The following is a 23709-nucleotide window of genomic DNA, read 5'->3' as shown; positions in this document are numbered from 1 at the left end:
CAGCGAAAAGGGAGTCAGCGTGGCATCGATCAGCGTCAACGACGTCGCCGCCGCCGCCGGCGTATCGGTGGGTACGGTGTCGAACGTGTTGAACCGACCCGAAAAAGTGTCACCGGGTACGGTCGCGCGAGTTCAAGCTGCCATTGCCGACCTCGGCTTCGTTCGCAACGACGCCGCCCGTCAGTTGCGGGACGGTCGGAGCCGCAGTCTAGGGCTCATCGTGCTCGACGTCGCGAACCCATTCTTCACCGATGTCGCCCGTGGTGCCGAAGATCGAGCGGCCGAAGAAGGGCTCGCAGTTCTACTCGGCAACACCGACGACAGTCTCGCCCGTGAGGCCGCTTACCTCGACCTGTTCGAGGAACAGCGCGTGCACGGGGTATTGATCTCACCACTTGGTGACGTCGGCGACCGACTCACCCGATTGCGCGCTCGCGGTACACCGACCGTATTGGTCGATCGCCAGACGGAGGACCGTAGCTTTTCCTCCGTCGCCGTCGACGACGTTGCGGGCGGGCGCCTCGCTACGCATCACCTGGTGTCCATCGGCAAGACTCGTATCGCTTTCGTTGGCGGACCAATCAGCATTCGGCAGGTGGTCGATCGGCTGGAGGGTGCGCGGGAAGCCGTTGCTAAACATCCGTCGGTGTCTCTGGAAATCATCGAAACTGATGCCCTCTCGGTGCTGGCCGGCCGTGCCGCCGGCGAGCTGGTGCTGGAGCGGGCACCCGGTGACCGCCCCGATGCCATCTTTGCCGCCAACGATCTGCTCGCCATCGGTGTGCTGCAGGCGCTCAACATGCGCGGCGAGCTGCACGTGCCGCGCGATATTGCCCTGATCGGCTACGACGATATCGCTTTCGCCGCTGCGGCCGTGGTGCCGCTGTCGTCGATCCGTCAGCCGAGCGTGCTGATCGGCTACACCGCAGTCGACCTGCTGCTGCGCGAGGCCGAGGTCGGCGACACGTTTGAGCACGAACAAATCGTGTTTCAGCCCGAACTGGTCGTTCGCGAGTCCACCGGGGCTTGAGGTCTGCATCGGGGCGGAATCGTTATGCCCAAAATTGGAGCGGAAAGACCTCGAAAAACGTAGGGATACACCTTGCGACGTTCGATTTCTCTGCTGCCGACTTCGGCAAACACGAGGTCTAAGCTCGCAAAAAGCATCGGACCGTCGTGCTTGCGCCTGGCATCTTTGTGCGTGCGAGCATACGGGGCTCTGCGATTAAATCGGCTCTTTAGAATCGCCATGTCCGTGGCTTTGTAGAGGTCTCCAATTGGACTGGATAGAGCACCAGAGATTTGGGCTCTCTTGACGTAACCGTGGGTAGTTCCCGAGCGCCTCAACGAGTGCACGCCGCTTTCTGTCCTGGTTTCTTACTGACAAAGGTGCGGCCAACGGCTTCGATGCGGAACCGCTGTGGATCCTGCCGAAAACGCTGCCCCCTCTACGACGCTGGTGACGGTCGCCGCCACTGGCGGTCGCTGGACGCTGACTCGGTGCAAATCCAGTTATAAGCCGCGGCACCGCGGGTGAGTTGTGGTGAGCACTGTGTCACCGTCGCTGCCGTCCCGTGGGCTCGGCATCAAACTGGGCACACGCTGTTCTTTGACGACCAGATCGCGCGGTTGGCCACGCAGACTTCCAAGACGGCGATCACTGTGTTGATACGCATCGCGTGGCGCGCCGTCGGGGCGATCATCACCCGGGTCTGGGCTGATACCGAGAAGCAGGTCGATCAGTTCGCGAACCTGAACCGGATCATTGCGCGGGGCGTGGCACGCGCAATGGGGCAGGACTGGCAACTTCACAACCGCGCCTCGTCCGGCCGGGACCTACCCGCCCGGGGTGACGCCGCCAGGGAAATCCATCGAGCCCCCGGCGTCCGATGAGACCGGCGGACCTCCCCGGAGACCCTAAACCGGTCAAACGAGGCCACCTGTACCGTCCGAGAGGGCAAACCCCAAGCGTTTTGGACAATCCGACGCGCCCTGAAAAGCACAGAATCACAAGCCCGGCAGCCAAACGACTCGAATCGCCGGCACAGGCTCACGCAGCATCCGCTTAAACAAGAAATCGCTCCTGAGAATCCTCAGGAGCGATTTCTTTTTGTTCCGACCGGGCCGTTTCGTGAACAGTTTCGCGAACGGCCCTTTGGTGGGCTGTTCGCGAAACCCGCCAGGGCACCGATCGCAGGACATTGCGAAATGCGTTTTCCTCCGCGGGGAGGAACTTTTTCCTCCACAGGTGTCGCCCAGCAGGCGGCAGCAGACCTTCACCGGAAAACGGCCTCCGCGAGGGTGTCGGTCACCGGTGGATCCTTTTGGGTCGGGGCGGTCCTCCCCGAGCAGTTTCACGGCACGTTTGAGAATCTCGACCTCGGTTTCGAGTTACCGGATCCGCTCCTTCGCTTTCGCCAGCTCGATGCTCTCCGGGATGGCGATCCCGGGGCGTTCTCCGCGGTCGATCTGGTCCTGGCGGACCTAACAGGATCGCGGCGGCACTGACGGATTCTCTTGGTCGTTTCGCATGGCCGCTAACACATGATGACAGCGTCTCACCTCCACGACATTCTGGATAAAACACAGTGGTCAGAGACCGAGCAGGGGGTACGTTCGATTCAACAGATCGGAAACCGCTATGGGCGTACGGCCCGTCGGCGCTGAATGAAATGGAGCAGCACCATGGCAACAATTCTCTGGATCATTGCAGTAATCCTCGTAATTGCAGGAATTTTCGCGCTATTTCGACGCCAGATTCTCTGGGGTATTGTGCTCATCGTCGTGGGACTATTGGTTGGTCCAGGTGGCGTGAGCCTTTTCACTTGAGACTGCGGATCGAGTAGCCGTTTCGGGGCGTGGCGGAGCTCCGGAACGGTTTCGGCGTGAAGGATCCACTGACGCTCTTCGTTGTCTGAGCTCGGCAAGACGTCCAGGAAGTGCTTACGCCAACCGAAAATATGGCCATTTACGCGGCCGTTTCTTGGCCCTATTTGCAGTCGGTGTGAACACACAGAATCGTAGGTTCCGTCTTGCAAGCCATGGGTTATGAGGCACTTAGGTTCCGAGACACGTAACGGTTGCCGTGGATGATGTCTGCGACTATGTGCGGCGCGTACCCGGTCGCAGAGTTGCGATTTTGCGAAGATAGTCCTCATGTGAGGCTTGGATCTGACGGAGGCTGCCACCGAAGTCGCTGCCATGCTCTGCACAGACGGACTCGTACCTTTAGACCCAACGCCCGAGAACGCTGCCCCAGCAGTCGTGCGCCGCAGGTGCATGCATCAATCGACACCACGATAATCCGAGGAAAATCATGAAGAAAATTTCTGCACTCTGCTCCGGAATAGCCGTCATTTTCTACTTGACTGGCTGCGCTGGCCAGGTGAGCGGTGAGGCAGCGTCTTCAACCCCGTCGCCCACTAGTGCCGGTTACCCTTCGGGTTTCGCTTCGCCCGTAGCGCCTGATCCGGGGGAGTCCGAGACCACTGGCGAAGCATCGGTCGCCGCAATCGATGCAGATGTGACGCCGATGCCCGCCGGAGCCGCTGAGTGTGACGGAGACAACCTGGGTATTTCTATCGCCGCACAGCCCATGGCCAGCGGTGCCGGTTCGTTCTTGTCCGAGATCACGTTTACTAACACCGGTGGCGACGCCTGTTGGGTCGAGGGACCGCCTTCCATCTTCAACCTCGCGGACAGCGTTACTCGGGCGGTCGTAGGGAAGCGCGCGGCAGACAGCGGCATGCCGGAGGTGGTGCAACTCGCTCCTGGCGCGTCTGCCTACAGCACTATCCATTTCAGCAATGCCGGAGCGCGCGAGCGACCGCCGCCTCGTGCTCGCTGCTTACCGCGACCTCCTCGCCCTCCTGCCGGACAAGAAACGCGCAGAAATAGCGGAACGCCTCCGCAGAGTTGACCACGTCGCCGCGTACTTCGCCGAGCCTGTCGCCGAGCCCGAGGACGACCCCGCCCCCTTCTAACGCTGCCCCGACCGCCGCGCGGCGTGTGCAATAATTCGGCCATGCCGAACTCCGAACCCCGCCGCGGGCGCACCTTCCGGGCAACCTGCCCCGAAGGGAGCGTCGAATGGTTCGCGCGAGCTCCGCACCTCGTCGGTACGCCGGACCTCGTCGCGAAAGTCGGGGCCGTCCTCGCCTCGCGCGGCTCGATCCTGCTCACGCCGACCGGCCCGTCGGTCCCCGCAGTAGAGACCAGCGCCGCTGGCGTATTCGCAGCGCTCCTCTCACTCGGCCTCGACTTCACATTCTCTGGAAGCGTGCCGAGTGTGGCGCCCGTCCCTGTCGGCGCCGTTGCCTAAGCCCCGCCACCGCACAATAACGCCCCGCCTCAGAAATCCCGAGGCGGGGCGTTATTCGTGGTTTGCCGTCTAGGAGGTGGGCGGTCTCAGCGACTTGCTACAGACGCTCAAGCAGTTCTGACTTCTTCTGACTGAACTCCTCCTCGGTCAGGACTCCGGCACTCTTCAGATCGCCTAGCTTTGCAAGCTGCGCCATCACGTCGACTTGAGGAAGAGCAGGGGTGGGTGCAAGCGCGACCGGCGCTCTTCTCGGGGACTTCTGAGAGGGGTGCGTGCCCAATATCAACTGAGTTAGGAGACTCTTGACCTGTGCAGCCTCGGCATGAGAAACGCGGAAGTCGACCGTATTGCCCGAAGTAATAACCGATACCTTCGTATTTATAAATCCATCTCGCGCCGTTCTGACGCTTGACATGCTCTTGACGGGAATCATTTCCGTGCCAGTCTTGCCGTTCTTGAAACCTGTCGCTAGGAACGACATGCCGCCCGTCAGTAGACCTGCCGTAACTTTCCCGCCTGATACGCCACGTGGCCTCATCCATTCGATCCGGTCGCTTAACACTGAAACTTTGGCGTTCTTTCCGTCGATATGGGACGTGAACGTGAAGAATGCGGATTCGTTCATGGTTGGTCCCCCTGGTCTTATGCCTTTGATGTTAGAAACGTATCAGGTGGCCCATCGCGTGGCTTACGGCAGATATCTTCCAAACAGTTGGCACCTCCATCGTAAAGACACACCGCCCACAACATTTGGACTTCATCGCCGGACCCCTCCGCTACGCCTACCCCGACTGGGAAGGTATCGGCAAGGTATCGCGCCTCTGGGGACCGGACGACGAGACGGTCGGCTGGCTAGTCCGCCAGAACGACGACCGCCTCGCCTGGTTTTCGTCGAGCCCCCTGACTCCCTGGGATGCAACATCCGGCGCGACGCGGCTACGCGATTAGCACGACGCCGCAAGACGTTCACATACCGGCGCTCATGGCGGATATACGCGCCGCCTCGTCGTCGACGCGGTCCTAAGCGCGTTTCTTGAGCGGCTCCTGGCCCGCGCTCCCTGGTTCCGTCGCTCGCCGTCGGCGCGCTCCCTTTATGGCAGTAGGGAAATCCCAGTTGGCGTAACCGTTGGCGTAACTGCCCGATAGACACAGAAAAGGCCAGCCCCGCAAAGTGCGGACCTGGCCTCTGACCTGCTATTTCATCTGTCGGGCTGACAGGATTCGAACCTGCGACCCCTTGGAGGTTTTTTGCCTACATTATGTCGTTGCCGACTGTCTCCGAAAACCCGCGGATTCCCTTGTGTTTACAGGGAACCGGGCGGTTCGCTGCTTCCAATTATACGTCATCGTTTTGGGTCATTTAGTGATGAATGTGATGGGTAAATGATGACCTTGTGAACCGCTTTTGGCGGGCGCACAGTCGTGGAATGACCGCGGCCCTGACGCGGTCCATGACGCTGACCGGCGCACCGCGCATCGCCTCGGCAGCCGAGTTGCAAACCCCGCCCACGCGCTCGTTGCCGGCCGAGCCGTTTCATGAAAGAAGCCCTGGTTCGCCGCCACTGGGGAGAACACCGAGCTTGGGCAACTCGTTATCTAAACTTGTCCTAGTACGAGCGAAAGGAACCACCATGAGCATGGAAGGCGCGGCCTGGAGCTCGCTGCACAAGATCTCGCGTGCTAGGGACGGCAAGCACGGCTTCTCCCGTGAGTCCGTGAGGCGGATCATGACGTTCGCGGTGCCCTACCGGTCTAAGCTGCTTATTTTCATCACCCTCTCCACAGTGGGAGCTTTCCTCGCGGTCGCGACGCCGGTACTCGCCGGCCAGGTGGTCGACGTCATCGTCGCCCAAGGCGCGGTCACCACGATTGTGTGGCTCGCCGTCATCATCGCGCTCGTGGCCGTGGCCGACGCCGCTGTGTCACTCGTGACGCGCTGGTACTCGGCGCGGATCGGTGAAGGCGTGATCCTCGACCTCCGCACCGCCGTCTTCAACCACGTGCAGAAGATGCCGATCGCGTTCTTCACCCGCACACGAACGGGCGCCCTCGTGAGCCGCCTCAACAACGATGTGATCGGCGCTCAGCAGGCCTTCAGCGGTACGCTGTCCGGTGTGGTCACGAACGTCGTGGCGCTGATCCTCACCCTGGTCGTCATGCTCAGCACGTCTTGGCTCGTGACCGTTCTCGCCGTGATCATGCTCCCCATCTTCCTGGTACCCGCCCGCCGCATGGGGAGCCGCCTCGCCGCGCTCCGCCGCGAGGCCGCCGATCACAATTCCGCCATGAGCACGCAGATGACTGAGCGCTTCTCAGCGCCCGGCGCCACCCTCGTCAAGCTGTTCGGCCGGCCCGACGAGGAGGCCGAGGAGTTCCGCGTCCGCGCTGCCCGTGTCCGCGATATCGGGGTGCGCACCGCGATGCTGCAGTTCGTCTTCTACACCGCACTGATGCTCGTTTCCGCTCTCGCCCTCGCGCTCGTGTACGGGCTCGGCGGCTTCCTCGCACTAGCCGGCCAGCTGAACACCGGAGACGTGGTCACCCTGGCGCTCCTCCTCACCCGCCTCTACGCGCCGCTCACCGGCCTCGCAAACGCACGGGTGGAGATCATGAGCGCGGTGGTCAGCTTCGAGCGCGTCTTCGAGGTGCTCGACCTTGACCCGCTCATCAAGGAGAAGCCCGACGCCGTCGCCGTGCCCGAAGGCCCGGTGTCCGTGGAGTTCGACAACGTGCGCTTCGCCTACCCGTCCGCGGACAAGGTGTCCCTCGCGTCTCTCGAGGAGGTTTCCACATTGGACACCCGCGGCGGCGAGGAGGTGCTGCACGGCGTATCCTTCAGGATCGAGCCGGGTCAGACCGTTGCCCTCGTTGGTTCGTCCGGTGCCGGCAAATCCACGATTGCGCAGCTCCTCTCGCGCCTGTACGACGTCGACAGCGGCGCCGTGCGCCTCGCGGGGGCGGATGTCCGCGATGTCACTTTCGCCTCCATGCGCCACACCCTGGGCATGGTGACCCAAGACGGCCACCTGTTCCACGAGACCATCCTCTCCAATCTGCGCCTCGCGAGGCCGGAAGCGTCCGACGATGAGGTGTGGGACGCCGTCCGCCGTGCGCGGCTCGAGCCGCTCATCCGGTCCCTGCCCGACCAGCTGGACACCATGGTGGGCGAACGTGGCTACCGATTGTCCGGGGGTGAGCGCCAGCGGATGACCATCGCGAGGCTCCTGCTCGCCCAGCCGCGCGTCGTCATCCTCGACGAGGCGACGGCGGCGCTGGACTCGACGTCTGAGGCCGCCGTGCAGGCGGCGCTCAGCGAGGCGCTCGAGGGACGGACGGCGATGGTTATCGCACACCGCCTCTCCACCATCCGCAGCGCGGATCTGATCCTCGTGGTTGAGGACGGCTCGATCGTGGAGCGCGGTACGCACGGGGAACTGTTGGCTGTAGGTGGACGATACGAGGAATTGCACCGGACCCAGTTCGCCGTGCAGAAGAATGTTGCGGCGGATGCGGATGCGGATGCGGATGCGGATGCGGATGCGGATGCGGATGCGGATGCGCTAAGCGGGATCTAGTCACTGAGCACTTCGGCACCATGCGGTCCGGCGCCTGAGCCGGACGACCGACGAGTCGGTGGTGCTGGTAATCACGGCCGCGTAACCGACTCCGGCCCGGTGGCCTCACGTCAAGCGCGAGGGGAGCGCGACCTGAGTTGGCGAAGGGTGGCTTCGATGCCAGCGGCGTTCTTGTGAGGAAAGCCGAGCAGCTCGTAGACCTTTCCCTGAACGGCTGGGACGGTGCTGTAGTCAAACGTCTCAGTAACGCGCGTAGACGTGAGCGTGAGCGGCGTGAGTTCCCAGCGCCACCGGTGTCCCGCGGGGTGACGCCACTCTACAAGCCGACCGTCTTCGATGCGCGTCACCGTGCTGGTGATGCGATACGGGACGCCGAACTGCTTCATCGCTACCGAGAATTTTGCGCCCTGGGTGAGCCGCCGCGGCCCCGACACCGTACCGCCGACGGTGCCCGAGCCGTCCAGTTCACCGTGACGGTGCGGATCAGCCACCAACGCGAAGACGTCTTCGGCCGAAGCCGGCACCTCAACAGTGCGCGCGACTTGGCGAGGCCCTTGCTCAACCTGTTCGACCGTCATACTGCTCAGCCTAGGTGGGGGCTGTCTCTTAGACGGTGTTTCCGGCCTGACGCGCTGCACGTGGGTCTTTCGGGAGCGGCGTCGATGCAACGAATTGCCGCTACGCGGGGTCGACAAGGGCACCGTCATCCTCGTCGCCCCAAGACTCAACAAGCGTGATTCGCCCGCGCGAATCGCGAATCGAAAGCACGAGCGCAATGATCGCGGTCGCGATTCCGATAACGCCCAGGGGGTTCGCGATACCAATAGCGATATCCAACGCAGGCTGTGTGGGTCCGCTGATGATTGTCTGCAAACCGCGAGGTGTTAAATCTGGAAGCGTGAGTCCCAACAAGAGTCCGATAACGCCTGATGCAAAGAAAAACACGTATGTTATCGCGCGAGTTTCGAACCCTCGACGTGCCGTGCGTCGTACCGCGAGCCCCGTGATCACCAGCAAGGCGGCAAAAATCACACCCAGCGTCGCCGCGTAGATGATGGTGAGGTCGCCACCGATCCCGAAGAGGTGGCGGCCGAAAGAGATCCACGCGGCCACCGCGATACCAGCAACCACGAGCACGCCACCCATGTGCCCTGAGCGCGAGGCACTAGGCGTCGCGCGAACTCGAATTACGCTGTACGTCATCACGCGCTCTCAATCACTGTGCTCGTTACAACCGTAGCCATGGAAGTGCTTGCGCGTGCGCACCTCAACAGATGGACAAGCCCGCGAACCGCGAAATAAATGCGACGCTATCCGGCAACACACCCCTGCCTGCTTTCTCTAGACGGAATCTAGCAAGATGTCGCAAGCCTGAGTTTCATCCTTTCCGTGCTCCGGTACCGCGACGATCTCAGCGTCAACGGCGCGGCCGGCTTGCGTGCTCAGCAGCATTCTGAACGGTGCGGTTCAAGTCGACGATCAAACGCAGTGCGGGAGCCCATTTGTTGTCCAACAGCAGTGTGTCCGAACGGATCAACCCATTCAGAGCGACGAGGACATTCGCAACCGCCCGGGGTGATCCGCAAACCTGTCGGACGCACTCGGTGATGTCGTGCCCTTCATCGATGGTCCGAATCATCTCAACCGTCTTCACGACAGTACGGTCAACAATTCGCACGTGAAATGCCTCGCGTTTACGAGCCCGTCTGTCGTCGTACGCAGCTTTGCGGCAGCCGGGTCCACAAAAGACGCGCGGTCGTCCGGTGCTCGCGGCCGGCGGCAGCGCCGCGCCACACCGGACGCACTGGGTCGAGGTTAACCGTCGGCTGGTGAATTTCTGCAGGTCGCTCATACTCAGGAGGAGCGCCAGGCGGCACCGTTTCGTCACCGACGAAACAGCCGGGCCCTCGATCTGCAAGAGGCGTGGCAATTCAGATTGGAGTCGGGGCGGTCACTGGAGTCGCGGATTTTGAGCACAAGCCCGAGTCGTCGATTTCGCTACCTTTCGCCGAGTTTGTGTTCCTGACCACCGATACCCTTACGGTGTTGTCGTACCGGACCGAGCACACTGCGACCCCGGACGGCCGCATCGCGTGCGGTCGCCGTAAGAAGGGCGAACAATATCCGGGGTGGACCTGCCTCAGCTCAGCGATGAGTTGTTGAATCACGTTGTCTCGACGAGTTACGTTCACCGCGTCGCACGTCTGAGTCGTCGCTGTCAGCCGCCATCACCCCCGCATAAGAACTTCTCCCGAATTTGGCGAGCCGCCGGCGCACGGCGTCGGCGGTGAATGTGGGCAGTGCCACAACACGCGTGGACTTTGCGGTTTTGGGATGGTCTTGCCGGAAGGTCAGTTCGCCGTTGCGACTGATGATGGTTCCGGCCAGGCGAATGGAGGGCACGGCACTGGTGATGTCAATGTCCCGGCGTCGGATGGCGAGAAGCTCACCGATCCGGGCCGAGGTGCCGAGCATCACCTCGATGATCGCGCCGAGCTGGCCATCGGGTTTGGGGCCAGAGATGTGGTTGGCGGCGCTCTCCCATTGCGCGATTGCCGCGCGGATGACGTTCACCTCTGGGGCGGTGAGGGCAGTTGGCACGTGCGGCTCGCGGTGGAGGCGGGAGACGTGGTCCATTGGGTTGCGGGGGAGTACCTCGTGCCGCACCGCCAGTTCCAAGGCCAGCCGCAGCACGACCCGCGCCTGTTTGGCTCGGCTGTAAGAGAGCTTCGCGAGTTGTTTGATGAATTTGTCGCATCGGGCCACGCCGATCTCCCGCAGCGCGAGGTTGTCGAAGCTCGGGTGAGACCAGGGTGCGCATGTTGCGCTCGTACAGGTTGCGGGTGGTCCGGGAGATCCGATCCTCGAGGTCGATGTCTTCCAGCCAGTACGTCACCAGGTCTTTGAACAGGCTGTTGGGCGTGAGCGCCTTGTCGGCGGGGTGGAACAGGTCCCGGTCGGCGAGCTTGGCCTTCAGTGCCCGCTCGGCGGCGCTGGCCGTGGCGCCGGTGGCTTGCACTAGGCGGGCGTGGCCGTCCCAGTCCCGGTAGCGGGTTCGCGCCTCGTACCGGCCGGTCGGTGTCTGGCGGGTGGTGATGTCGCCGAAGGTGCCGATGGTCAACCGTTGTCGCGCCATTTCAGCTCACCGCCGATCGGTGCGCCTGGGCTCGCTGGAGGAGGACTCGCGCTGCTGGGCGATCCAGGCTCCTACGTCGGAGATTGCGAACTTCAGGTGTTTTCCGAACCGGTAGGCCGTGGGGCCTTTTCCGTGCACCCGCCAGTCGTAGACGGTGGAGATGGGGATGCCGAGGTAGGCGGCCAGCTCGGCAACGTCCATCAGGGGTTCGAGCCCCCAGTCGTCGGTGGGAGGGGAGGTTAGCTTGTCGTCGTGGGTACTCATGCCCAGAAGGTGTGCACGATGATCCCGGACGATCGGGAGGTACCGAAACCGACGTCGGCGACTCGAACGATAAGGCCGAATAACCGGCTCTGGAACGCTGAAAGTGATGGGGTAGTGATGGCTTAATCAAATCTTTAACCTAAAAAGTCCCGGAAACCCTTGAGTTTCCGGGACTTTTGGTCGGGCTGACAGGATTTGAACCTGCGACCCCTTGACCCCCAGTCAAGTGCGCTACCAAGCTGCGCCACAGCCCGTCACTTCCGCAACGCGATTTCGACGATCAAAACCTGCGGAAGACAACTGTAAGAGCTTACCGCCTTATGACCAGCTGCAAGAACACAACGGCGCAGGACAATCCGTGATGACCTAAGCGGATGCCGGGGGAGCGTCGGGCAGACGCGCTCGCTAGTGTGAACAGCATCATGCGAATTCGAGATATCGGTGTGTCACTACTCAAAGGCGGCCGCCACCAGCCTCGAGAAAACCTTCTGCTCGCGGCCGACGGCCCCGTTGGCGATCGTGACTTCGCCATCGTCGACCGGCACACGGGCACGGTTTTGAAGACGGTCGAGTATCCGCTGCTCGTTTCGTGTGAGGCCAACTGGGCTGGGGGGGTGCTCTCAATGAAGATCGACGGCCGCCGGATCGCCGAGAAGCCCACCGTGACCGGTGAAGTTCTCGAACTCGACTATTGGGGTCGGACCACGTCTATGCAGGTGGTCGACGGGCCCTGGGCTCAGCAGTTCTCCCGGTTGTTGGGGCGCAACGTCGTTCTCACCCGAAGCGCGGTCGCGGGAGCGGTGGTCTACGGTGATTCGGTCGCGATCAGCACGACGAGTTCACTGGCCCGGCTGGCTCGAGAATCGGGCATGGCGGTCGATACTCGCCGATTCCGCGCCACCTTCACGATCGACACCGGTGACGCCGACGCGCACGTCGAAGACTCCTGGGTCGGCCGTGAACTAGAGCTTGGTGGAGCCCGCCTTCTCGTGAATGACGGCATTCCGCGGTGTGCCGTCATCGACGTCGACCCCGATACCGGTGCTCGCGGAACAAGCCTCCTGAAAACCCTCGCCGGCTACCGACTGCGATCGAACGACATCATGTTCGGCGTCTACGCCGAGGTGGTCAGCCCGGGCACAGTGTCGGTCGGAGACGACGTACGTCTGTCGGTGTAACGCATCTACTGTTCGCCAGCCAGCCAGCCAGCCAGCCAGCCAGCCAGCCAGCCAGCCAGCCAGCCAGCCAGCTCGCACGCCGTTGCTACTGTGGGCGCATGGCAGCCATCGCCCGCACCGGTTTCTCCACGCCGATCGTTCTCGCCCGCCACACATCGGCCGGCTGGTCACTCGCTGCGGCCGGCCTCCTTCTCGGCTCAGCCGCGATTCAGCTCGTTGCCTCGCTGGAGCGGTGGGTTGTCTTGAGCGACTCCTGGACGCGCACGGACATTTCGATCGAAGACAATCGCTTCGACTACTCCCACCCCGCCAGCCCGTGGAAGAACCTCGGAACGACGGCGCAGTTCTTCGGCGGGAGGGGATGCTGCTCCTGACACTGGGGATCCTGGCCATGGGACATGCGGCTCACAATGGTCGCGTCGAACGCATGCTTACCGTCGCCACTGTCGCCACCGCCGACTCGTTCGGCCTCATCGGCGTGCATGCCGTCATTTCCGGGCTGATCGGTGCTCCGTCACCCCTGCAATTCTCACCGGTGCAACTGTCGTTGACCCTGGTCGGGTTCGTCGGCCTGATCGCCTTGGCGGCGCGGTGGCTGCGGGACTCGTGGGCGGCATCCGCTGCGTGCCTGCTACTGCTCGGCCTGACCCTGCCCGGCTATTTCTTGACCACCTTTCAGATCGCGCCGGCGCTAGTGGGCTACCAGTCGCACGACACGACGCCGTTCACGGAAACGATCGTCGCCGCGTCGAGGATTGCTGCGGGGATCGCGATGCTCGTGGCAGCCGGGATGAAACAGCTGTTCCGGCGCCGAGCTGGAGCGGAGTCAATCAACTGACTTTTAAACAGGCGCATCTGGGCAGTTCGCCGCCGACTCAGCGCTTGAGTTCAGCCTTTGGACGCAGCCGGATGAGACGGTGCGGGCCGTCTTCCTTCAGCTCCGCCTGGTCGCTGCGCGAGGAGAGGAAGTCGGTGAAGGAACGAAAGCCGAGTGGCTTTTCGTTGAACGACGGGTCCATGCGGCGCATCTGGTTCTTGATCGTGCCGGTGTTGAGCCACTCGTCGGAATCGCCCTTGGCGTGACCGATCTGCAGGGCGCGCACCAGCAGATCGGTGGCGAGTATCTGCGGGTCGATGTCGTCGCCGGGCTCTGGTTCGTCGTATTGCGCGTCTTCGGTGTGCGAGAACATGGGGATCGTGGTGAGCCTGCGGGCCGGACTGGCAACAGCGTCGACCTTGGTGGGAGCCGGTTCGGCGGTCTTCCGGCTCTCGCGCGGCGACTCTGTAGCGGACGGGCTGGCAGAGCCGATTCCGGGCAGCGAGTCGTAGTCCTCGAACTCGTCGCACGCGGCCGCGAGCGAGGTGCTCGTCGAGCCCGCGACGCCGATTCCTACAACGAAGCGGCCCAGACGTTTCGACTTCTGGGCGAGGGCGATGTAGTCCGAATCGCCGGCGATAATGATCACGTGGGTCAGGTCGGGCAGCCGGAAGAGGTCTTCGACCACGTCGACCGCCAAACGGATATCGGCACCATTCTTGGTTCCGCGGGTGGTGGTGGTGAACAGCTGGGTCAGATCCACCGCTCGGGACATGAGTTGGCGCTGGTAACTCGCATTGACCGGCACCGACCAGTCGGCGTAGGCACGATTGACGACCAAAGTGCCGAATGAGGCGGCGAAGTCGATGATGGCGTTGAAGTCAACCGTGGCCGAGGCGAGCCGTGCAGCGATCTCCGGGTCTGCTTCCGGACTCTTCTTATTGAAATCGCGAATGCCGTCGCGCTGAAAGGCATTGCGCCCGTGCAACTGCTGGTAGCGCGAGATGACGATGTTGTCGAAGTCGATGTACAGGCCGACGCGTGCGTCGTTCGGTTCGGTCATGGTGAGCTCCTCAGCCGCAGGCGGAAGACTCAGTAGCGATCCGGTACCTCCATTTTGCGCCGAGTGGCGGGGAGAGGGCAACTCGGGTATTCCACGGCACAATGCTCTGCGGGTGATAGCCGGCCCCAGCAGTCAAAGGCTGGCGTGCGCGACTCGATTCACAACGAACCCGCCGCGAACCTGTAGCTGACCGACCGCATCTGCCCGTGAGCGGTGAGAGGCCCATCGAGCGGATGTCTAGGCTGGGCACATGGCCACAGTTATTCTCGTGCGGCACGGCCGCACCACCGCAAACGCTACTGGAGTGCTGGCCGGACGAACCGTCGGCGTCAGTCTTGACCAGACGGGGCGTGAACAGGCGGCGCTCACGGGCGAGCGGCTCGCTTCCGTGCCGCTGGTGGGAGTGGTATCGAGCCCGCTGGAGCGCTGCCGGCAAACAGCGCAGCTGATTATCGACCGCCAGGCCGGCGCACCGGTCACGCCTCTCGACGAGGAACTCACCGAGTGTGACTACGGCCAGTGGCAGGGCCGCACCCTGAGCGATCTCTCCGCCGAGAAGCTCTGGTCCGTCGTGCAGACCCAGCCGTCAGCCGTGGTCTTTCCGGGCGGCGAATCGATGGCCGCCATGCAGGCGCGGTCAGTGGCCGCCATTCGACGCCACGACGCTGCCTTCGAAGCAGAGCACGGGCCCGGCGCCGTCTGGGTGGCGGTGAGTCACGGCGACATCATCAAGTCCATTCTGGCCGACGCGCTTGGCATGCACCTCGACCTGTTCCAGCGCATCACTGTGGGGCCGGCGTCGGTGTCGATCGTGCGGTACGGCGCCGGCCGGCCGAGCGTTCACGCCACGAACACCGATGCGGGCGACCTGTCTTGGCTAGGCACCAGCATCCACCCGGCCGACGCGCCGGTGGGTGGCGGGGCCGGGCCGCAGGCTCCGCCCACCTGACGCGCCTAGAGTATTTGTATGCCCACAATCGTTCATGAATTCGACTGGCCCGATCGGGTCGTCGTCGGCACCGTCGGCCTCCCCGGAGCGCGCACGTTCTACCTGCAGGTGCGCGCCGGCGCCCGGATCGTGAGCATCGCGCTGGAGAAACAGCAATCGGCGCTGCTCGCCGAGAAGATCGACGAGATTCTCGACCAGCTGATCACGTTCGAGGGCAACCCCTTCAGCATCCCCACCACGACACCCGTCGAACTCGTCGATAACGACCCACTGGAGCAGCCCGTTGCGGAAGAATTTCGCACCGGTGCCATGAGCCTCGGTTGGGATCCGTCGACCGTGCAGGTCGTTATCGAGGCCTACCCGCTGATCGATGGCGATGGCGATGGCGATGGCGATGGCGAGGACGGCGACGATGAGGACGACCAGGACTCGCCCGATCTGGTGGAAATAGCGGAAATGCTGCTGGTGCGCATACCCGTCGGCACCGCCCGCGCCTTCGCGAAGCGCACCCGGGAAGTCGTGGGAGCCGGGCGGCCGATGTGCCCCCTGTGCGGCTACCCCGTGGACGCCGACGGACACACCTGCACCCTTCCCGACATCTGATGCCCACCCCCGACCTGCTGCACGGCGAGCTGCACCTCACCGGCCGTATCGACACGGCGTCGAACGCGACTTTTCTCGCCAGTATCGACGGGGTGGCGGTCGTTTACAAGCCGGTCGCAGGGGAGCATCCGCTCTGGGATTTTGCCGGTCTGGCCAATCGCGAGGTGGCCGCGTACCTGGTCTCGCAGGTTTTCGGCTGGAATGTGGTGCCGCGCACCTGGCTGCGCGACGGCCCGATGGGCGAGGGAATGGTGCAGCTCTGGCAGGACGCCGACCCGGCTCAGACCGCCGTCGATATCGTCGCCGCCGAGGCCGTGCCCGACACCGGGTGGCGCCACGTTTTCGACGGGCGGGACGAGAACGAACGGATGGTCACCCTCATCCATGAAGACACGGCCCCGCTGCGGCGGATGGCCGTGTTCGACATCGTCGTGAACAACGCCGATCGCAAGGGCGACCATATTCTGCCGATGCCCGACGGGCACCGGCACGGCGTCGACCACGGGCTCACCTTTCACACCGATCATAAGCTGCGCACCGTGCTGTGGGGGTGGCTCGGCGACGCGCTCACCACCGACGAGCTCGACGGCGTCGACCGCGTAATCGCCGAGTTGAACGGTGCGCTCGGCGATACTCTCGCCGGGCTGCTCAGCGCGGGGGAAGTTGACGCCCTTGCCGAGCGCTGCGACCGATTGCGCTCCGCAGCACGATTCCCGGCACCGAGCGGCGACATGCCCGCGGTGCCGTGGCCGCTGTTCTAGCGCGGTCACTGCGACAAACGTAGATACTGTGCCACGCTGGAGGCATGGATCTCGAGGTGTCACCGGCGCTCACCATTCCAGGCCGCGAACTCGGCTGGCGGTTCTCGCGATCGTCGGGGCCCGGCGGCCAGCACGTTAACACCTCCGACAGCCGCGTCGAATTATTCTGGAACGTCGCCGACTCACTGGTGCTCTCCGACGACGAGCGGATGCTGCTGCTCACCCGCCTCGGGCACCGCCTCGTCGCCGGGGTGGTCACCATCGCCGCGAGCGAGCAGCGCTCCCAGCTGCGCAATCGTGAGATTGCCCTGCGCAAACTCGCCGACCTGGTGGTCGCGGGCCTGGCTGCGGAATCGGCCGCGCGCCGCCCGACCAAACCCACCAGGGGCTCGGCCCGGCGACACCTCGCCGTCAAGCAGCAGCGCTCGGCCAAGAAACGCAACCGGCAGCGTCCGGCGGCCGACTAGCGGACGGCCAGAGACGACCGAACGAGCAGCATCTGCCGAAAGTACGCGGCGAGGTCGGCGGTGGCGGTCAGGGGCAGCACGTGTGCAACGTACTGGTCGGGCCGCACGACGATCACGGCGCCATCACGGCTGATCCTGCGCTGCTCGAAGACGTCGTGTTCGGGATCGGCGGCGTATACCTTCTCGTAGTCGATCAAGCCGAACGGGCCGGTGGTCGGAAGGAACGCCCTGTCAACCCGGCCCAGATCGACCTCCGTGTGCGGCTGCTGGTAGATCACCTTGACGTCGAAGACGCTGTCGACGTCACTGCCGGCCGGGGTATGGGCGAGCAGCGGCGAGTCACCAGCGGTGCGCATCCACTCGGCCCAATCGTCGACGGCGTAGTTGTCGGTGTCGGCGAACGCGTAGACGCGCCAGCGGCCGTCGGCGCGGTGGTGGTGACCCAGCTGCACCGGGTTGGCGTCGGCGACGCGCACGACCGGGGTGGACTTGAAGCGCTTGCCGATGGGGAATCCGGTGGCGAGCGCCTGGTGGGTGGCCTCGCCGATCAACATCGACGGCGGGTACTGCGTCATGAAGCCGGAGGGGAACTCCGCCGTCTGGGTGTAGAAGTCCTCGAGTGGAACCTTGAGGTCTTCCGGCTTTGCCGCCATGAGTGAAGACCACTCTTTGTCGAAATCGATCAGGTTCTTGGCGATGATCTGACGCTCGGCGGAGTATGTGCTGAGGAGCGCCTCCGGGCTGCGACCGTCGAGCACGTAGCCGAGCTTCCAGCCCAGGTTGAAGCCGTCCTGCATCGAGACGTTCATGCCCTGGCCGGCCTTGGCGCTGTGGGTATGGCAGGCGTCACCCATGATGAAGACCCGGGGCGAGCGGATGCCGATTTCCGCGGGGAGCACGTCGTCGAACCGGTCGGTGAGCCGGTGGGCGACCTCGTACACGCTGTGCCAGGCCACGTTCTTCACATCGAGTGTGTAGGGGTGCAGAATCTCGTTCGCCTTGACGATGATCTCGTCGATCGACGTCTTGCGCACCTCGCCGTTGTCATCGGCGGCCACTTCGCCGAGGTCGACGTACATGCGAAACAGGTAGCCGCCTTCGCGCGGAATGTGCAGGATGCTCCCGCCGGTTCCGGACTGGATAGCGCACTTGGTGCGAATGTCGGGAAAGTCGGTGACGGCGAGCACGTCCATGACGCCCCAGGCGTGGAAGGCCGCGTCGCCGGCGAGCGTGCAGCCGATGGAATCGCGCACTCCGCTGCGGGCACCGTCGGCGCCGACCACATATTTGGCGTGCACGAAGCGTTCCTGGCCCTGATCGACTCCGGTGGTGTGCCGGAGCGTCACGGTGACGGGATAGTCGCCTTCGTTGGTGTTCGTGAGGCTGACGAACTCGAAGCCGAAATCCGGCGTCATTCGGGTGGGCGAATTTTCCATCACCTCGGCGAAATAGTCCAGCACCCGGGCCTGGTTGACGATGAGGTGCGGGAATTCGCTGATTCCGGTGGGGTCGTCGATGGCGCGAGCTGTGCGGATGATGTTGGCCGGGTTGGTGGGGTCGGGCTTCCAGAACGCCATTTCGGTGATGCGGTACGCCTCGGCGATGATGCGCTCGGCGAAGCCGAAGGCCTGAAAGGTCTCGACGCTGCGGGCCTGGATGCCGTCGGCCTGCCCGATCGCGAGGCGCTCGCCGCGCCGTTCCACGATGCGAGTCGTGATGTTCGGAAACTGGGAGAGCTGGGCGGCGGTGATCATGCCGGCCGGACCCGTTCCCACGATGAGAACGTCGACGTCGTCGGGCAGTTCCTCGGGGCGATCGATGCCGACCCCGGCTGCATCCTGTTGGCGGGGATCGGTGGACACGTATCCGTGGTGGTGAAACTGCACGGCTTCCTCACTTCTCTGTGTGGTCTCTTGCGCTGTGGCTGTTCGATATTAGAACAGTATGTTCTATTATCATTTTCTGAATCATATATGACCGTGCAGGATTTGCAAGGCGTCGATGACGGGTAACCTGCTGCAGATGGCGAGCGACCCGAAACTTGTCGAGTGGATGCTCGACTTCGACCCCGCCCTGCGCTGGCGGGTCGAGCGCGACCTCGTCGGCGCTTCACCCGAGGTGTGGGAGGCCACCCGGGCCCGCGTGAACACCGAGGGATTCGAGGTGCAACCTGTTGCAGCGTCAGCTACTCTGCCGGCGGTCGGCCGGCGACCCGGCGCAGTGGCTCACGTTCCATTGCACGCGCGTGCTCTAGGAGTGGAACCCCGGAGTGGATTCTGACGCTTGACGGCTGCTGGCTCCGGCGCGTGATTAGCGGCCGGGCCCGATGTAGGCCCGGCCGTCGGGGTCAACCGTTGGGTCGCCGTGCTTATCGGGCCGCGGTGCCCTGACCCGCCGCGGTCAGGCCGGCCGTGATCGGTGAAGGCTTGAAGCCCTTGACGACCAGGTAGATGCCCAGGGAGAACTCCCACAGGGCGATCGGAATGACGGTGAGGCCGGACCAGGCCGTCTGCGAATCGTTGATGCCGAACATCGTGCCGATGAGCGCCGAGAGCAGCAGTGGCGCTCCGATGAAGCCGAGTACGGGAAGGATGCGCGGTACGAGGCGCGAGCGGTACAACAGGGAGCCGAGCAGCAGGGCGTTGGCGACCGGCAGCAGGCCCTGGCCGAGGAAGAACCCGTCGTACTGGGCGACCAGCGCCTGGGCGGTGACGAGCGCATCGGTGCCGGCACCGGCCTGCCGCAGGCGCACCACCGACAGCAGGCTGACGACGCCAGCGAAGATGGCGCTGGCCTCCAGCACCCGGGCACCGACGAAGCCGAGGGCGACGGTTTCGTTCTGCCGGCGAACCACCGGATGGAGCACGATAGCGGTGCCGATGCCGGCAAGGGCCACGATGATCTCCAAAATGGTGCCGATGACGACGGGGGCGTCGGGACCGGCACCGACGACAAAGTTCGGATCGTGCACTCCCGAGTAGAGCGCAAGGGTCGGGCCACGGTGGCGGCCACATCGCCGAGCGCTTGAAAGCGCGCGGCCCGGTACACCTCGATCATGACCGGCAGTAGCCGAGATTCTTCGTTCTCTACAGCGGATGCGCAAGCCCCGCCGTGAGCATCCGTCGCCACCCGCAGCGCCCGCTCGGCGTCTTGCAGTCGCAGCTCGACGGCATCCAGGTCACCGGATAGGAGCATCGACCAGGCCAGGTAGATGCTCAGCACGGGCCGTTCCGCGATGATGTCGGATGGCAGCTGGCGCAACCAGTCGAGCATGGTGGCATCGTGTCGACGCTGGCGCACGTCGGGCACGGCCCGTTCGATCAGACCGGCCGCCCGATCGAAGTCCTTCGCAGCCAGCGCGTGCCGCACCGCATCCTCGGGCAAATCATTGCGCTCGAACCAATCGCTGGCGCGTCGGTGCAGCTCGAGCAGGCGGGTGCCCGCCTCGTCGGCGAACCGGGCGCGGAGCATGTCGGCAAAGAGGTGGTGCTAGCGGTACCACTGGCGGTGGTCATCCAAGGGCAGGACGAAGAGGTTGGCTCGCTCCAGGGATTCGAGCATCGCGCCCCCGGCGGGTTGACCCGTGACGGCCTCGCACAGCGGTCCGCTGAGTCGGTCGAGGATGGCGGTCTCCAGCAGAAAGTCACGCACCGGTGCGGGCAGCCCCTTCAAGACCTCCTCGACCAGATAATCGAGCACGAAACGGTGGCTGCCGGTGAACGCCTCGATGAACTCGGTCGCGTCGGAGCGTTCCCGCAGCGAGACGGCGGCCAGATAGGTCAGAAAGCGGCCGGGGTCGCTGTCGCCGGCGTCGAGCGAGAGCCAGGCCACGCGGCTCGCGGGATCATCGCGTTGTTCCGCGGCGATCCATTCGCTCAGGAGCGTGGTCTTGCCGAAACCGGCGGGGGCCGAGGTGAGGGAGAGTCTGTGGCCGGCTCTCCGGCCCTCCCGGAGCCGTTCAATCAGGCGTGCCCGGGCAACGGCTTGCGGTCGACGCGCCGGAACGAAGAGTTTCGTAGCCAGAACCCGCGTCGACATATCCTCATCATAGGGACCGGCGGGCTACTCAACTAGGCCAGACTGTGAACAGTCGTCACCAGCCGGAGGCGCACGGAGCAGCGGAGGTTGCGAGATGGCTCGTGGGGTACTTCTCATCGATATTCAGCAGGATTATTTCGCCGGCGGCGCCTACCCGCTGGTCGGAGCAGAGGCAGCGGCGTTGGTGGCCCAAGCGGTGCTCGCCGATGCTCGCGACCGGGGCGACTGGGTGGGCCACGTGCAGCACCTGGCGGAACCCTCCGTTGATGGGTTTCTGGTCTCGGGTACGCCGGGCGCCGACATCCACTCGCTGGTATCACCTCTCGCGACCGAGATAGTCATCACAAAAACCCGGCCGAACTCCTACCTGGGTACAAAGCTGCAGGCCGTTCTCGACGAGAACGACATCGACGATCTTGTCGTGGTCGGCATGATGACGAGCATGTGCGTGGACGCGACGGTGCGAGCCGTGCTCGACACCGGTCGCAGCGCGATGGTCATTGAGAACGGATGCGCGGCTCCTGATCTCGAATTCGGCGGCGAAAGTATCGGTGGTCGCCTCGTGCATTTGGCGTTCGCCTCGGCCCTGCGCGATGCCGGTGCCACCGTGGTGACCTGGCCCCTGAACTGAGCCGGGCGCCAGCGGTAGCCATTCGCTTGGAGAGGGTCGATGATCACTCTGTGAAAACATTGAGCCTGCGGAGCGGGTCGTGAACCCGGCGGCACGACGGGTGCAGCGCGTCTACCTCACCCTGATGCTCGGCAATACTCTCGCGGCCTCGTTCATCTGGGGCATCAACACGTTGTTTCTGCTCGACGCGGGGCTGTCGAACTTCGAAGCCTTCGCCGCCAACGCGTTCTTCACGGTGGGCATGGTGATCTTCGAGATTCCCACCGGGGTGGTCGCTGACACGGTCGGCCGCAAGGCGTCGTATCTGCTCGGCACGATCACACTGTCGATCACGACCGGCCTGTACTGGATGCTGTGGCTTTGGCACGCCCCGTTCGTCTGGTGGGCGCTCGTGTCCGTGCTGCTCGGCCTCGGTTTCACCTTCTTCTCCGGCGCGGTGGAGGCCTGGCTGGTCGACGCCCTGGCCCATACCGGTTACACCGGCAGCCTCGAGGCGGTGTTTGGCCGGGGCCTGGTGGTGACCGGAATCGCCATGTTCACCGGCTCCGTGCTGGGCGGGGTGATCGCCCAGGTCACGAACCTCGGCGTGCCGTTCCTGGTGCGCGCGGGAGTGCTCGTGGTGCTGTTCGTCTTCGCTTACATCGTCATGAAAGATCTCGGCTTCACCCCCGATCGCTCCATTGGCCCGCTTAAAGCGACCCGCAACGTGCTCACGCAATCGGTCGAGCACGGTCTCAAAAGGCGCTCGGTGCGGTACGTCATCTTCTCGGCACCGTTCGCCGGCGGAGTCGGTATCTACGCCTTCTATGCGCTACAGCCCTATCTCTTGCAACTCTACGGCGACCCGACGGCGTACTCCGTCGCCGGACTGGCTGCGGCCGTGCTGTCCGTGGCGCAGGTCGGCGGCGGGCTGCTGGCGCCGCGCATCCGCTCTCTGTTCGCCAAGCGCACGGGCATGATACTCGTCGCAGGCCTGATCAGCGTCGGCACGCTCGTGGCGCTCGGCCTGAACAGCCTGTTCTGGCTCGCCGTCATTCTGCTCGTGGTCTGGGGTTTCGTCTTCGCCGTCGCCGGCCCAGTGCGGCAGGCGTACCTCAATGACATGATCCCGTCGAAGCAGCGCGCGACCGTGCTGTCGTTCGACTCGCTGTTCGGCAGCCTCGGTGGGGTCTTCATCCAGCCAGCCCTCGGCCGTGCAGCCGACCTGCAGGGCTACGGCTTCTCGCTTGTTATCGGGGCCGTCGTCGAACTCATCGGTGTGCCGTTTCTGCTGGCGAGCCGCCGCCAGAAGGACCGCGCCGATACCAACACCGTATGAGCGGATGCCACCGCTCCCGCCGCGTAGAACGCTTCGCTCCGATCTTGCCCTGAGTAGGATCATTTCACTGTCCGCTATCCGAGCAAGGGAAACTCATGGCCACCGGTGAGACGCAAATCGACAATGGAATTTTTCGCGTCACGAAGTGGACGATTGCACCCGGAGATGCCATTCCCATGCACGTTCATGAATTTGAATATGCGGTCGTGCCCCTCGTCACTGAAACCATGCACGTGATCAACGCCGACGGCTCAGAGGTCGTCGCGAAAATTCGTAACGGTCAGAGCTACACACGGCCATCCGGTGCCGAACACACCGTCGAGAATCGTGGGTCACGCACCATCGAATTCGTTGAGGTTGAAAGACTTGCCTGACAACCCACCCACTCGGTCTGGTATTCAATCTGGTCGTGCAAGACCAACACCTCGTCCTGGAACGCTAAGAAGAGATTGGCGATGATGGCGGTGCTGCTGACCGGCGCGCGCAGCGACTCCCTGCATTTGCGCAGTTTGTCCCCCAGCTGCCGCCCTCGTGGCCACGGCCGCCTGAGGCCGACGAGCACGGCACCAATTCGACCGGTGCTGACCC

The 23709-nt window shown here is 63.8% G+C and carries 25 protein-coding genes, 1 tRNA gene and 2 pseudogenes; 18 read left to right on the top strand and 10 right to left on the bottom strand.

Annotated elements, in window-relative coordinates:
• Positions 1-19: 19 nt before the first annotated feature.
• The 6 genes and pseudogenes from E3T47_RS11385 to E3T47_RS11370 all read left to right on the top strand — a co-directional run bounded on the left by E3T47_RS11385 (position 20) and on the right by E3T47_RS11370 (position 4321).
• Positions 20-1030 carry a LacI family DNA-binding transcriptional regulator gene (locus E3T47_RS11385; protein WP_134556161.1) on the top strand — a complete coding sequence of 337 codons (1011 nt, stop codon included), beginning with the start codon at positions 20-22 and terminating at the stop codon, positions 1028-1030.
• A gap of 293 nt (positions 1031-1323) precedes the next feature.
• Positions 1324-1764: pseudogene (locus E3T47_RS16440) on the top strand (helix-turn-helix domain-containing protein); the annotation flags it as partial.
• Positions 1765-2667: 903 nt separating this feature from the next.
• Positions 2668-2829, top strand: coding sequence for a GPGG-motif small membrane protein (locus tag E3T47_RS16435; protein WP_338419392.1), 162 nt, complete (start codon positions 2668-2670; stop codon positions 2827-2829).
• A gap of 487 nt (positions 2830-3316) precedes the next feature.
• Positions 3317-3781: pseudogene (locus E3T47_RS16825) on the top strand (DUF4232 domain-containing protein); the annotation flags it as partial.
• A 25-nt stretch (positions 3782-3806) separates the two neighbouring features.
• Positions 3807-3983: a hypothetical protein gene (locus E3T47_RS16430; protein WP_241982194.1), complete on the top strand. Its 177-nt coding sequence runs from the start codon at positions 3807-3809 to the stop codon at positions 3981-3983.
• A 41-nt stretch (positions 3984-4024) separates the two neighbouring features.
• Positions 4025-4321, top strand: a complete 297-nt coding sequence (locus tag E3T47_RS11370) for a hypothetical protein (RefSeq protein ID WP_134556158.1) — start codon at positions 4025-4027, stop codon at positions 4319-4321.
• A gap of 97 nt (positions 4322-4418) precedes the next feature.
• On the opposite strand, the gene E3T47_RS11365 is transcribed toward E3T47_RS11370, so the two are convergent.
• Positions 4419-4946, bottom strand: a complete 528-nt coding sequence (locus E3T47_RS11365) for an SHOCT domain-containing protein (protein WP_198416625.1) — start codon at positions 4944-4946, stop codon at positions 4419-4421.
• Positions 4947-5952: 1006 nt separating this feature from the next.
• Between E3T47_RS11365 and E3T47_RS11355 the strand changes: the two genes are divergently transcribed.
• Complete coding sequence (locus E3T47_RS11355; RefSeq protein ID WP_134556157.1) at positions 5953-7896, top strand: ABC transporter ATP-binding protein; 1944 nt, start codon at positions 5953-5955, stop codon at positions 7894-7896.
• A gap of 110 nt (positions 7897-8006) precedes the next feature.
• On the opposite strand, the gene E3T47_RS11350 is transcribed toward E3T47_RS11355, so the two are convergent.
• The 5 genes from E3T47_RS11350 to E3T47_RS11330 form a co-directional block, all read right to left on the bottom strand.
• The gene (locus tag E3T47_RS11350) at positions 8007-8474 is read right to left on the bottom strand and encodes an SRPBCC family protein (protein WP_134556156.1); all 468 of its coding nucleotides are present in this window, start codon (positions 8472-8474) and stop codon (positions 8007-8009) included.
• 100 nt (positions 8475-8574) lie between these two features.
• Positions 8575-9027, bottom strand: coding sequence for a hypothetical protein (locus E3T47_RS11345; protein ID WP_241982192.1), 453 nt, complete (start codon positions 9025-9027; stop codon positions 8575-8577).
• A gap of 1014 nt (positions 9028-10041) precedes the next feature.
• Positions 10042-10662 (bottom strand): site-specific integrase, encoded by a 621-nt coding sequence (locus tag E3T47_RS16065; RefSeq protein WP_174844673.1) that lies wholly within the window; start codon positions 10660-10662, stop codon positions 10042-10044.
• A 376-nt stretch (positions 10663-11038) separates the two neighbouring features.
• A complete protein-coding gene (locus tag E3T47_RS11335; protein ID WP_241982190.1) occupies positions 11039-11296 on the bottom strand; it encodes a helix-turn-helix domain-containing protein in 258 nt (85 codons plus the stop codon).
• A gap of 177 nt (positions 11297-11473) precedes the next feature.
• Positions 11474-11550: transfer RNA gene (locus E3T47_RS11330), tRNA-Pro, on the bottom strand.
• A 168-nt stretch (positions 11551-11718) separates the two neighbouring features.
• On the opposite strand from E3T47_RS11330, the gene E3T47_RS11325 reads away from it, so the two are divergent.
• The 3 genes from E3T47_RS11325 to E3T47_RS11315 all read left to right on the top strand — a co-directional run bounded on the left by E3T47_RS11325 (position 11719) and on the right by E3T47_RS11315 (position 13312).
• On the top strand, positions 11719-12474 hold the full coding sequence (locus E3T47_RS11325; protein WP_166805703.1) for an MOSC domain-containing protein: 756 nt from the start codon (positions 11719-11721) through the stop codon (positions 12472-12474).
• Between the two features lie 98 nt (positions 12475-12572).
• Positions 12573-12848, top strand: coding sequence for a hypothetical protein (locus E3T47_RS11320; RefSeq protein ID WP_134556154.1), 276 nt, complete (start codon positions 12573-12575; stop codon positions 12846-12848).
• Positions 12836-13312: a hypothetical protein gene (locus E3T47_RS11315; RefSeq protein ID WP_134556153.1), complete on the top strand. Its 477-nt coding sequence runs from the start codon at positions 12836-12838 to the stop codon at positions 13310-13312. Before E3T47_RS11320 ends, E3T47_RS11315 begins: the two co-directional genes overlap by 13 nt.
• A gap of 37 nt (positions 13313-13349) precedes the next feature.
• Here the strand turns inward: E3T47_RS11315 and E3T47_RS11310 are convergent, their stop codons facing one another.
• A complete protein-coding gene (locus E3T47_RS11310; RefSeq protein WP_134556152.1) occupies positions 13350-14354 on the bottom strand; it encodes an NYN domain-containing protein in 1005 nt (334 codons plus the stop codon).
• 250 nt (positions 14355-14604) lie between these two features.
• Here E3T47_RS11310 and E3T47_RS11305 point away from each other — a divergent pair, with 250 nt between their 5' ends.
• Genes E3T47_RS11305 through arfB form a run of 4 tightly spaced genes read left to right on the top strand, consistent with a single transcriptional unit; the run spans position 14605 to position 17134 of the window.
• On the top strand, positions 14605-15303 hold the full coding sequence (locus tag E3T47_RS11305; RefSeq protein WP_134556151.1) for a histidine phosphatase family protein: 699 nt from the start codon (positions 14605-14607) through the stop codon (positions 15301-15303).
• 18 nt (positions 15304-15321) lie between these two features.
• Complete coding sequence (locus E3T47_RS11300; RefSeq protein ID WP_134556150.1) at positions 15322-15906, top strand: DUF3090 domain-containing protein; 585 nt, start codon at positions 15322-15324, stop codon at positions 15904-15906.
• Positions 15906-16667 (top strand): SCO1664 family protein, encoded by a 762-nt coding sequence (locus tag E3T47_RS11295; RefSeq protein WP_134556149.1) that lies wholly within the window; start codon positions 15906-15908, stop codon positions 16665-16667. The genes E3T47_RS11300 and E3T47_RS11295 overlap by 1 nt, the downstream gene beginning before the upstream one ends.
• A 44-nt stretch (positions 16668-16711) precedes the next feature.
• Positions 16712-17134, top strand: coding sequence for an alternative ribosome rescue aminoacyl-tRNA hydrolase ArfB (gene arfB / locus E3T47_RS11290; RefSeq protein ID WP_134556148.1), 423 nt, complete (start codon positions 16712-16714; stop codon positions 17132-17134).
• Here the strand turns inward: arfB and E3T47_RS11285 are convergent.
• Positions 17131-19020, bottom strand: coding sequence for an FAD-binding monooxygenase (locus E3T47_RS11285; protein ID WP_134556147.1), 1890 nt, complete (start codon positions 19018-19020; stop codon positions 17131-17133). The genes arfB and E3T47_RS11285 overlap by 4 nt on opposite strands.
• Positions 19021-19135: 115 nt before the next feature.
• On the opposite strand from E3T47_RS11285, the gene E3T47_RS16820 reads away from it, so the two are divergent.
• A complete protein-coding gene (locus E3T47_RS16820; protein WP_198416624.1) occupies positions 19136-19414 on the top strand; it encodes a hypothetical protein in 279 nt (92 codons plus the stop codon).
• An 88-nt stretch (positions 19415-19502) separates the two neighbouring features.
• Here E3T47_RS16820 and E3T47_RS11275 read toward each other — a convergent pair whose 3' ends face one another.
• Positions 19503-20105, bottom strand: a complete 603-nt coding sequence (locus E3T47_RS11275; protein ID WP_241982188.1) for a DUF4386 domain-containing protein — start codon at positions 20103-20105, stop codon at positions 19503-19505.
• Positions 20106-20623: 518 nt separating this feature from the next.
• Positions 20624-21172, bottom strand: coding sequence for a winged helix-turn-helix domain-containing protein (locus E3T47_RS11270; RefSeq protein ID WP_134556146.1), 549 nt, complete (start codon positions 21170-21172; stop codon positions 20624-20626).
• Between the two features lie 94 nt (positions 21173-21266).
• Between E3T47_RS11270 and E3T47_RS11265 the strand changes: the two genes are divergently transcribed.
• The 3 genes from E3T47_RS11265 (at position 21267) to E3T47_RS11255 (ending at position 23495) form a co-directional block, all read left to right on the top strand.
• The gene (locus E3T47_RS11265; RefSeq protein ID WP_134556145.1) at positions 21267-21803 is read left to right on the top strand and encodes an isochorismatase family protein; all 537 of its coding nucleotides are present in this window, start codon (positions 21267-21269) and stop codon (positions 21801-21803) included.
• A gap of 79 nt (positions 21804-21882) precedes the next feature.
• The gene (locus E3T47_RS11260; RefSeq protein WP_134556144.1) at positions 21883-23121 is read left to right on the top strand and encodes an MFS transporter; all 1239 of its coding nucleotides are present in this window, start codon (positions 21883-21885) and stop codon (positions 23119-23121) included.
• Between the two features lie 95 nt (positions 23122-23216).
• Complete coding sequence (locus E3T47_RS11255; protein WP_134556143.1) at positions 23217-23495, top strand: cupin domain-containing protein; 279 nt, start codon at positions 23217-23219, stop codon at positions 23493-23495.
• Positions 23496-23709: the final 214 nt, after the last annotated feature.

Source organism: Cryobacterium ruanii, assembly GCF_004404055.1.
Lineage (GTDB): Bacteria > Actinomycetota > Actinomycetes > Actinomycetales > Microbacteriaceae > Cryobacterium > Cryobacterium ruanii.
The sequence above is the reverse complement of the archived record's forward strand: the minus strand, read 5'-3'. Positions and strand labels throughout refer to the sequence as shown.